The organism is Bradyrhizobium viridifuturi (assembly GCF_001238275.1).
In the GTDB taxonomy this organism is placed as follows: Bacteria; Pseudomonadota; Alphaproteobacteria; order Rhizobiales; family Xanthobacteraceae; genus Bradyrhizobium; species Bradyrhizobium viridifuturi.
On record NZ_LGTB01000027.1, the window covers coordinates 114,044 to 123,783 of the forward strand.

Sequence of the window (9,740 nt, forward strand, 5' to 3'; positions counted from 1 at the left end):
AAACCAACCGTCACATGGGCGCACCGAACTCGAGCGCCCACGCAATGCTATTTTCTCGCGTGACCGGGCAGTTGCGATGCCCTTCACGCCACCGGCGCCGTTTGCCGGCGCGGCTGGTCAGTTCTGGCTGCGCCTCAATGAGTGCGTATCCTAGTTGTTCGTCGTCGGCAGGTCGTTCGGGCCGTATTGCTTGAACTCGAAGATCTTTCGCGTCAGGCCGGGCACAAAAGCGCGGAGATCGGGTTGACGCGCAGCATCGGCTGGCTCGGCGTTCCCACTACGGCACCATCATGATCGGCAGCGGTCTCGGTTCTGGCCCCGGCTCATGAGGCGGCGGCCTGACCCACGACTGGCTCCACAGTTACAATCCGCTGATCGTGTTCTCTCTCGTCAATATCGTGCTCGGCCTGATCCCGCTCCGGGTGGTGCCGGCGCTACGGCGCTAGCATCTCGGGGTTTTTCATCAAGGAAGTCGCATATCTCGGCGACAAAGACAGACCATGCCGGCTCGTCTGGAAGCAAAATATGATTGCGGCTCTCAATCGGAACGAACCGCGCGCTTGGAATAGCGTGCGCGAGTGCCAGACCTTGATCGAACGGAACCAACGCATCGTCGCGGCTGTGCATGACGAGCGTCGGCGCCGCGATCTGATGCAGCGCATCGGAGACGTCGATGTCGCCAAAGGCCAGGAACAGCGACGCAGCGTTCTCCGGTGATGTCGATATGCGCTGCACCTCGTTGAAGTCTCGCATTTGCTCCTGCGTCGCGTTTGGATGCACCAGCGAGGTAAAGACCTGACGGAATGCAGGGGTATCCTTGCCCCACCCTTCCCGGATCAGAGTCGCGAGAGCTTCGCACCGGGCAATCTGGTCTGGAGCGCGCCGTTTGCGGAAACCGCGCACATATCCACCGTGCAAGACGAGGCGTGACACACGGTCGGGATGTCGCGCGGCATATGCGATGGCAACTGCAGCGCCCTGCGATATACCGAACATGGCAAAGCGCTCGAGCGACAGCGCATCGACGACCGTCTCAAGGTCATGCACGAGGGCCGCAAACGAAAAGTCGGCGACGCGCCAATCGGACAAGCCGTTACCGCGCTGATCGTATCGAACCAGCTTGTGCCGAGCAGCCAGTTGAGCGTGGAGCGGACTCGAAACCTCTATTTGCCAGTCATGCTCGATATGGGTCAGCCAATTCGCCGTCTTTACGATCGGAGAGCCTTGGCCAACGCTCGCTACGGCGAGATGGACCCCGTCAGGCGCTTCGCAGAACGTAATCTCCTCGCGTAACCCGAGTTCCTTGGGCGGCCCTGCCGCCCCCTTTGGGAAACGGGATGAGATGTGCTCTGAGGCCGGTCGTGCTTCCTCCTGCTCCACTTCACCAACGAAGCGGATTCCCCGCCGCGCAGCTGTCCGAATATATCGCTGGTTGATGCCGTCATCTCCGATAGCGCGGCGAGCCGCGTTGATCCGGCTGGCTATCGTCGAGTCGGAGACGATCCGGCCGCGCCAAACCGAGGTCACGAGATCATCTTTGGAAACCACCTGATCACGGTGCTGGATGAGGTGCAGAAGCAGATCGAAAACCTGCGGTTCGACCGTAATCGTTTGAACGCCGCATTGCAGCTCGCGCCGCCCTGCATCCAGAACGTAGTCGCTGAACTTGAAGCGCATCAGGCTCCTCGGGGCCGAGCTTGGCTCGCGTACAAATCACAAGCTTCTCAAGCGAAAATCAAGGCTTTCTGAAAGGCAAAATGACTGCCGCTTGCTAGTTGCCAAGTGGGCATTTGGCTCGCCCCGCTCTGGAGCCATCCATGGCGGCGGGGGAATAGATGAGCAGAATCCTGGTTTGCGGTGGCGGCTTGATCGGATTGTGCGCTGCGATGATGCTCGGCCGCGACGGCCACCGCGTCACGGTGCTGGAGACCGATCCCGAAGATCACCCTTCGACCTCTGTCGAGGGATGGCACTCGTGGCAACGCCCGGGAGTTGCCCAGTTCAGACAACCCCACAGTCTCCATTCGCGATTTCGAATGGTCAGCGATCGAGAATTGCCTGGATTGACGGAAGGCCTGCTTCGCGCCGGTTGCGTCTGGGTGGATTATCTCGACGGTCAATTCCTTCCCCCAACCATCACCGACCGGGCGCCGCGCCCGGGCGATGAAGCGATGCGCTGCGTCGCCGGCCGCAGGCCCACGGTTGAGTGGGTGGTGGCCGCGATGGCGCAGGCGGCACCGAACGTGACCATCCGTCGGGGAACTAAGGTTCGCGAATTGATCACGGGCACATCGGCCATCCCCGGCGTGCCCCACGTTGCCGGGGTCCGCATGATGGCCGGCGAAGAGATTCGTGCAGATCTGGTCGTCGACGCCATGGGACGGAGAAGCCCGGCCTGCGAATGGATTCTCGGTGCAGGTGGCCGCAGTCCGATCGAAGAATCCGAAGATGGCAACTTCGTCTATTTCGGACGCTATTTCTCGGGGCAGCAGCGGCCTCGCCGGATGGGTAGCACGCTTACGCCGATGGGCCTGTTCTCGATCCTGACGCTGGACGGAGACAACGACACTTGGTCGGTCACCTTGTATACCTCCTCGAAAAACAAGGCGATGCGAGCCTTGCGTGATCCCGTCACATTCCATCGCGTCGTTTCCGCGTGCCCGCTTCAGGCCCATTGGCTGGATGGAGAGCCCATGACGGACGTCCTGTTGATGGCGGGAGTTCTCGATCGGTACCGGCGATTTGTCGTCGACGGCCGGCCCGTCGTCACGGGATTCGCCGCCGTTGGTGACGCATGGGCCTGCACCAACCCCTCCGGCGGACGGGGGCTGAGCGTTGGTTTGCTCCACGCACAGGTGCTCCGCGATGTCGCGCGCCGGCACATCAACAATCCCGAAGCGTTCGCCCGGGACTACGACGCGGAGACCGACCGCCAGGTAGGCCCGTACTATCGAAACCAGATCGCGGCGGACCGCGCGAGGGTTGCCGAGATGAACGCGCTGGACCAAGGCTTGGCAATGCCTGCGCCCAATCCAGTCACCGCCAAGCTGCTCGCCGCCGCATCCGAGGACGCCGACGTGTTTCGCGGGATTCTTGAAATCGCAATGTGCGTTGCGCTGCCTCAGGACGTCATCGCGAGGCCGCGCGTCGCCGCAAAACTAGCCGAACTGGAAGGCGAGCCATTACCGCCGCCCCCGGGCATCATCGATCGACATCGGTTGGCGGCACTGCTGGATAGCTGATCTTCGACACAGCGCGGTTTATGTCTCTTCACCAGCTCGAAGCGCGACAGGCATCCGCTTCGCTCACACGCGGCCTAGTTGTTCGTCGTCGGCAGGTCGTTCGGACCGTACTGCTTGAACTCGAAGATCTTGCGGGTCAGGCCGGGCGCCAGCGCGGAGATCGGGTTGACGCGCAGCACCGGCTGGCTCGGCGTTCCCACCACCTCATATGTCACGCCGATCAGGCCTTCATTGCTGCCGGCGCCGAGAAAGATCCCGAAGAACGGGATCTGGCCGAACATGTTGTTCAAGCCGTACATCGGAATGAAGGTGCCGTTCATCCGCACCTGGTTGCCGACATAATCGATGCTGCCTTCGATGGTCGCGCCGATGCTCGGTCCCTTGACCACGCCGTTGCGGATCGAAAGCTGACCACTCTGGCGGGTGAACTCGGCACGCAACGCGTCAAATCCGATGCCGTTCTGGGTGCTGACCGGCCCGCCAGCGACGGCGCGATCGAGTTGGGTTTCGCCCTTCACCGAGAAGCCGGAGATGTTGATAAGACCTTCCCTCGGGCCCGGCTCGGGGATCGGCGGCTCCATCGCGAGCGTGAGCTGGCCGCCGACCACCTTCGAATAGGTGTCGATGAAACGCAGGAACGCGCCGGCGTCGCCGGTTTGCAAATAGATCACCTCGCGGCCCTGCTGGCGGCCGCGCATGTCGACCGAGACGGGGGTGTCACGGCCGACCTTGCCGCTCAGCGTGAATGCCTTGAAGAACCCGTTGCGGCGCGAGATCTTGGCGTCGACGCTGCGCAGCGCCTCGCCGTTGAAGCCGGCCACCGCGCCGAGTTTCAGATCGACATCGAAATCGGTGGTCTTGGTCTTGCTCTTGGGATCGCTGTCGCGGCCGGAGATCGCCGACTTCAGGAAGCCGCGGCCATCGAACACGTCGCCGCGCATCGTCACCTTGATGACGCCGTCGGGCCCGCGATCGGCGCGCAGCGATGTCTTGTCGCCTTCCGACGGCGCGTAGGTCGGGAAGTTCGCATTCATGAGATCGCCGTTCTGGTCGACCTCGAGCGCGCCCTTGATCGAAACGCCGGCGCCGTCGATCGAGATGTCCTCGAACCGCGTCGATTGCCCCTTCGGCACCACGTTGAAGGTCGCCTTGCCGGCCCTGCCCTGCGTCTTGACCCAACCGGGCAGGATGTTGTCGAGCTTGAGCTGGGTCAGGTCAGCCTCGACGCCCATCTTGGTGGTGGGATTGTCGCCGCTGCCGATCTTGCCGTTCAGCTTGATCGGGATGGCACCGGAGACGGCAGGACCGAGATCGAGTCCGAGGCGGGCGCGGCTCGCATCGTCGAGCGTCGCCTGCAGCTTGACGTCGGCATCGCCGTCGGTCGGCTTGCGATAGTCGAGCGAAGCCGCCTGTCCGTTGATCTTGACGTCGCCCTTGACCTGGAAGCCGGCGTTGCTGGCAACCAGCTTCAGCGTGTTGGCCTCGAGCTTCTGGTTCATCACCAGCTTGTCGACGGCAACGCCGGTGATGTCGGCCGCGACCGAGTACATCGTGTCGGCCTTGGTGAGCTCGCCCTTCACCGGCATGCCGAGATTGATCGTCGCCGTGACGTTGCCCTTGCTGGCGTTGGGATCGATCGGCGGACCGGAGAGGTCGCTGAGCCGGTCGGATGCGAGGATCTCGGCGGCGGCCGGCACCGGACAATCGACCCGGAACTTGACCTTCGACGGCGACGGCTTCGGCGCCATGTCGGGCACCTCGAAGGTGAAATCCGACAGCGTGATCTTGCGGCCCGCCGGCGTGTCGGCGATGCCCTGGTTGATGGTCACGGTCGCGGTGCGGCCGGTCACCCTGGCCTTCAGATCCGCATCATGCACCGCGGGCATCTGATCCACCGGGCGCACCGTGACGCCGGACGCGACGATGTTGACCGAGAGACCGTCATCCGGGATCGGCGGTCCCTTGCGCGACAGGTTATGCACCGGCGAATTGACGCCGACATCGATGCGCTGGAGCGTACCGCGGTCGATCCGCTCGATCACCCATTCGCGCACCTCGGGCACGATGATGACCGGCCACATCCGCTTCAGGGCGGACGCCGACATCGGCGTGCCGGCGAATCCGAGCTGCAGCCGCGGCTCGCCGGAATAGTCGATGCTGCCGGTGCCGGCGACGCCGATCTCGCCGTTGGAGATGTCGGCCTGGGTCAGCAGCACCCGCTTCTTCTCGGTGTCGAAGCGGAAGCCGATGTTGATGCGATTGAAGATCAGCGGCGGTTCGTTCTTGTCGGCGCCGGCGAGCACGATGGTGCCGCCGGACAGCCCCGCCTGCCAGTCGGTGACATTATCGTTGGGCGGCTCAAGATGCCCGAGCAGCGTGATGCGGTTGGCGCCCGAGACGATCTTGATCGGCGCCAGCAGCACCCGCCGCCCCGAATCCCATTCGACGCTCATCTCGGCCGAATCGACCGGCATCGGGTAGTCGGGCGTGTCGGTGTCGATGATGTTGCCGGCGCCGACATTGATCTTGCCGCGGAAATAGGTCGGCAGCCCGTCGCGGCCGAGCTCGCCCTTCATCTCGCCCGACAGCGGCAGGTCGGCGGTGTAGGTGAGATCCTTGGTCCGCATCGCGAGCAGGATGTTCCGGGTGGACACCTTGTCGGCCTTGATGTCGACCGAGCGCACGCCGTTCTGCTGCGGTCCGACCAGGACGCGCACCGACCAGGGCTTTGCGCCCTCCTCGCCAAAGCTGAGCGCAACGCCGCCGCCGCTCGGGCGCCGCAGGCTCAGGCTGATATTCTCGAAGCTCCATTTGTTGCCGCGCTGCTGGTCGTCGACGACCAGATTGCCGTTCTTCAGACCGATCTCGTTGAGGTTCTGACCGTCGAGGCCGGTCATGCTGAGGCTGTCGAGCCAGTCGAGACCAGCCAGCAGCCCGCTCTGGGCCGAATCCGGCGCGGCCGCCGAGGGCTCGGAAGCAACCGGCGGCGAGGCAGCCGGCGGCGGCGCTGCGGGCGCCGGACGCGGGAATGTCGGCGGCAGGCCCGCCTCGCGCTTGGAGGCGACGCCGGTCGCCAGCGGTTTTGCGGTGTCGCCGGCGGACACGGTCACATTGCCATCGGGCGTGATGCGGACCGACAGTTCCGCGTCGACCAGATTGAGGCTCTCCGCCCGCAACTGGCCCATCAGCAGGGCCGTCCCCGACAACCGCACTTCGGCTTTCGGCGCGCTGGCAACCACCGCGTGGTCGCGGTCGCGCACGATGATGTCGCGGATGCGCACCGCGATCCTGACCCGGCCGGCGCGCTCGATCTGCGTTCCGCCGACCTCGACCGTGTTGCCGTGGCCGATATTCTCCTCGATCGCCGCGGCCAGCCACGGCGTCGCCAGATCGAGATTGATCGGACCGGCGCCGAGCCGCCACCACAATGCGCCGAAACAGGTCGTGAAAAGCACGACCAAGACCACGAGAACCAATCCGATGCGACGGATCCAGCGCTCGCCATGCAGCCAGCGCTGCATGCCGGAGCAGAAATCGGTGAAGCGATGCAGATTGGTGTTGGAACGCGACAGCAATTGCCGCGCACGGTTGCCCGCCGCCTCATCCTGCTCGTCCCACGCGGCGTCGTCTTCCCATTGCGAGAAGTCAGACCCGGCGCGCGGATTTGGACCCTGCGGCGACGTGTTCCTTGCCATTGCCTCTCGGTGCTGACGGCGAAGCTGCTCGCCGTCATCGGGGTGCCCGTCGATTCGTATCGAGCGCTCCCGTGCCGGCATCGCCGCCTATCCTCGCCTAATCATGTTACTCGCCGATGGCCCCCAGAACGGACCAAACCAACCAATCAAAAAGCCAATTCAGCAAGCGGACGGGTTACGCGTCGAATTCCTTGTCACCATACTCCGCGGCCATCAAACTTGCCCAGCGGCCGACGCGAATCCGGCCACTGCGAATAAGACCCGCAATACCCCAATGGTTGAGCTTCGGAAAGCGACGAAAGGAAGGCGTATGTCCAAGAAAACGCGCAAGAAATCCTCCAACACAACCGGAAAGCGGGTCGCAACAAAGGTTGCGCGCACCGCAAGCGCAAGCACTGGGAAGTCCGCGACGAAAACCCGCACAACGGTTGCGAAAAAGCCTGTGGCCAAGACAGCCAACAAGAAGGCCACAACGAAGCCAAAGGCCAAATCCGCAGCGGGTGTTCAAGGCAAAGCCTCGCACAAGGCTGCATCGAAACCGTTAAAGCCGGAGCCGGGCCCGACCGTGACCAAGTCGCCCGCTGTCACACTTGCCGAGGGTGCCGCGGCGCCTGGCTTCGACCTGCCGCGCGATGGCGGGGGCAGCGTTTCGCTGAAGGATTTCGCCGGCAAGAAGCTGGTGCTGTTCTTCTATCCCCGCGCCGACACCCCCGGCTGCACCAGGGAGGCGATCGACTTCACCCGGCTCAAGGGCGAGTTCGTTGCTGCCGGTACCGAGGTGGTCGGCATTTCAGCCGATACAGTTAAGGCGCAGGAGTCATTTCGAAACAAACACCAGCTATCGGTGCCGCTGGTCTCGGATAGCGCCCATCAGATGCTGGAGGCGTACGGCGCCTGGGGCGAAAAATCCATGTATGGCAGGACCTTCATGGGGATCATTCGCACCACGGTTCTGGTCGATTCCAGTGGAAAAGTCGCCCGAATCTGGCGCCATGTGAAGGTCGATGGCCATGCCGAAGCGGTATTGGAGGCCGCCCGGTCGCTCTGACGGAAGGGGTTCCGTTTCCTGAAAATTAACCATGGCGGGCTCAAATCGGCCCCGCAAATTAGCCGTACGGAGCTTGGTCCGACCGGCCGCGGGAGTACCGATGTCGAGCCGGTCCGGTCATCACCAGGAATACCAGAAACACCATCATCCCCAGGACCATGGCCGCGCACCGGCGCGCCGTTCGGCCGCCCATCACGCCGCACCGGCGGCGGCCTCCGGCGAGGGCTATACCCTGGTCCATGCCGGCAAGCAGGTCCGGTTCGGGCCGGTCGTGTTCTGGATCGCGGTTGGCACGGTGGTCCTGCTTGGCATGTGGTCGGCGGCGACCGCGACCTATTTTGCGTTCCGTGACGACGTCCTGACCCGGCTGATCGCGCGCCAGGCCGAGATGCAATACGCCTATGAGGACCGCATCTCCGAGCTGCGCGCCAAGGTCGATCGCACCACCAGCCGCCAGTTGCTCGACCAGGAGCAGTTCGACCAGAAGCTCGACCAGATCATGAAGCGGCAGTCGACGCTGGAATCGCGCGCCACCGCGCTCGGCGCGATGCCCGATGCCACCTCGACCGGTTCGATCAAGCCGCAGGGCCGCGCCGAGGCGGCGCCGTCATCCGGCACGCCAAAGCCCTCCCCGATCAGCGACACCGTGATCTTCGTGGCGCCGCCGGATCGAGAGGCGCGGCTGGAATCGCGCGCCCCGCTGATCGCCAAGGCGCAGCCGAACCAGTTCGCCAAGGCCCAGGGCGTCGACAACGTCCTGGTCCGTCTGCAGACCTCGCTTGACCAGGTCGAGCGCCGCCAGGTCGCCGCGCTCTCCTCGGTCGAGGACGGCATCGAATCGCGGGTGCGCCGGATGCGCGGCGTGATCTCTGATCTCGGCCTCAACATGTCGCAGCTCGAAGCCGCGGTGCCGCGCTCCGGCATGGGCGGCCCCTATGTGCCGGTGAAGCTCGCGCCCGACGCCGGCGCGTTCGAGCGCCAGCTCTACCGCATCAACATCAACCGCGCGCAGATGCAGCGCCTGAACCAGACATTGGCGTTGGTGCCTTACCGCAAGCCTGTGGTCGGCGAGGTCGAGTTCACCAGCGGCTTCGGCGTTCGCAGCGATCCCTTCCTCGGCCGGCCGGCAATGCACACCGGCCTCGACTTCCGCGCCGCGCAGGGCGACCCGGTACGCGTCACCGCCAACGGCAAGGTGGTGTCGGCGGGCTGGGCCGGCGGCTATGGCCGCATGGTCGAGGTCGACCACGGCAATGGCCTTTCGACCCGCTACGGCCATCTCTCCGAGATCGGCGTCAAGGTCGGCGAATACGTCAAGATCGGCCAGGTGATCGGCGCGGTCGGGTCGACGGGCCGTTCCACCGGTCCGCATCTGCACTACGAGACCCGCATCGACGGCGAAGCGGTCGATCCGCAGCGCTTCCTCCGCGCCGGCATCCGGCTCAGCGCGGGCTAGCTCAATCCCACGACCATCGATCTGAACATCGGCGCAAGCGTCTCGCTTGCGCCGATTTCGTTGTGCTTCAGCGGCGGCCGCCGCCGCCCACTGCCGCCACCCGGCCCGCCGCCACCGAACCCGCCACCGCCGAATCCGCCGCCCGGCCCGAACGGGCCACCGCCGCCACCGGGACCAAACGGTCCGCCGGGCGAGCCAAAGCCGCCGGGGCCAGGACCAGTCGTTCCGCCACTCAGCGGATCAGGTGCAGGACCGCCGCCGCCGCCAGGCGGCAGTCCGCCTGATGGTCCGGACGGCCC

General features: G+C 64.7%; 6 protein-coding genes and 1 pseudogene. 4 read left to right on the forward strand and 3 right to left on the reverse strand.

Annotated elements, in window-relative coordinates:
- Nucleotides 1-278 precede the first annotated feature (278 nt).
- Nucleotides 279-446, forward strand: a pseudogene (locus ALC15_RS46440) (MFS transporter); the annotation flags it as partial.
- Here the strand turns inward: ALC15_RS46440 and ALC15_RS46445 are convergent.
- Nucleotides 391-1,677, reverse strand: a complete 1,287-nt coding sequence (locus tag ALC15_RS46445) for an alpha/beta hydrolase (RefSeq protein WP_050629424.1) — start codon at nt 1,675-1,677, stop codon at nt 391-393. The pseudogene ALC15_RS46440 and the gene ALC15_RS46445 overlap by 56 nt on opposite strands.
- Nucleotides 1,678-1,835: 158 nt before the next feature.
- On the opposite strand from ALC15_RS46445, the gene ALC15_RS24175 reads away from it, so the two are divergent.
- A complete protein-coding gene (locus ALC15_RS24175) occupies nt 1,836-3,242 on the forward strand; it encodes an FAD-dependent oxidoreductase (protein WP_050629425.1) in 1,407 nt (468 codons plus the stop codon).
- Nucleotides 3,243-3,316: 74 nt separating this feature from the next.
- Here the strand turns inward: ALC15_RS24175 and ALC15_RS24180 are convergent, their stop codons facing one another.
- Nucleotides 3,317-7,018, reverse strand: a complete 3,702-nt coding sequence (locus ALC15_RS24180) for a YhdP family protein (protein WP_050629426.1) — start codon at nt 7,016-7,018, stop codon at nt 3,317-3,319.
- Between the two features lie 229 nt (nt 7,019-7,247).
- On the opposite strand from ALC15_RS24180, the gene ALC15_RS24190 reads away from it, so the two are divergent.
- Together ALC15_RS24190 and ALC15_RS24195 are read left to right on the forward strand one after the other, a co-directional pair.
- Nucleotides 7,248-7,985, forward strand: coding sequence for a peroxiredoxin (locus ALC15_RS24190; protein WP_167350164.1), 738 nt, complete (start codon nt 7,248-7,250; stop codon nt 7,983-7,985).
- 100 nt (nt 7,986-8,085) lie between these two features.
- Nucleotides 8,086-9,441 (forward strand): M23 family metallopeptidase, encoded by a 1,356-nt coding sequence (locus ALC15_RS24195; RefSeq protein WP_050629429.1) that lies wholly within the window; start codon nt 8,086-8,088, stop codon nt 9,439-9,441.
- On the opposite strand, the gene ALC15_RS45530 is transcribed toward ALC15_RS24195, so the two are convergent.
- A partial coding sequence (locus ALC15_RS45530; protein ID WP_210168603.1) for a hypothetical protein occupies nt 9,438-9,740 on the reverse strand: 303 nt, incomplete at its 5' end. The two genes, ALC15_RS24195 and ALC15_RS45530, sit on opposite strands and share 4 nt — an antisense overlap.